Annotated in this window: 1 protein-coding gene; it reads left to right on the forward strand. The window is 43.2% G+C overall.

Annotated features, from left to right (window positions below):
- Positions 1 to 533 (forward strand): hypothetical protein (locus tag DRJ53_RS21620; RefSeq protein WP_206609864.1); only part of this gene is annotated, 533 nt, incomplete at its 5' end.
- Between the last annotated feature and the right edge of the window lie 106 nt (positions 534 to 639).

Below are 639 nucleotides of genomic sequence, written 5' to 3' on the forward strand. Positions count from 1 at the left end.
CGTTATGGGCAACAAGACCAAGTGCTTCTATGGAGACTTACACGAGAAATATTAAAACCAAACTAACACTGCTTAGAGTCTCCTTTGTCTTGGCATTAGCCGCCTGTATTTATCTGTTCCAGTTCAAGCACATCGACTACAGCATCGTTCTGTTGTTCTTACTTGTATGTGGCTCGATTATTCCCCTTTCAAACCTCACCATAACATCCGACAAATTTATTGTGCGAGTATATTACGTCTACGGGCTAGTCTCTCAAACCCAGACGTTCCATCGTGGAGATAATATCGAAATCTTCCACTTCGACTTGGAGCTAAGTGACACGAGCTATCGCCTAACAGATGAATGGTGGGACCTCTTCGCAGTTCTTCTACTACCTTCCAACGCTGCCGTTAGAAAGTTCATTATAAAACATACAGACATTATTGGTAATAGAACCCGCATCAATCTTAGGTTGACAGAAATGGAGAGAGAATTGATCGAGAGGCATATTACCAAGACCGGCAATGCCCATAACAGCAGTTTGCAGCAATAGCGGCTTGACGAACATAGGCTGATCTGCAATAATTCCATTGAACTAAGTACTAAATTTAGGCTGACGAATCACAGAATGCCGCTACTGCAGCAAGCTGTCGGACGTT

This window comes from Paracnuella aquatica (assembly GCF_003332885.2).
GTDB lineage: Bacteria > Bacteroidota > Bacteroidia > Chitinophagales > Chitinophagaceae > Flavisolibacter > Flavisolibacter aquaticus.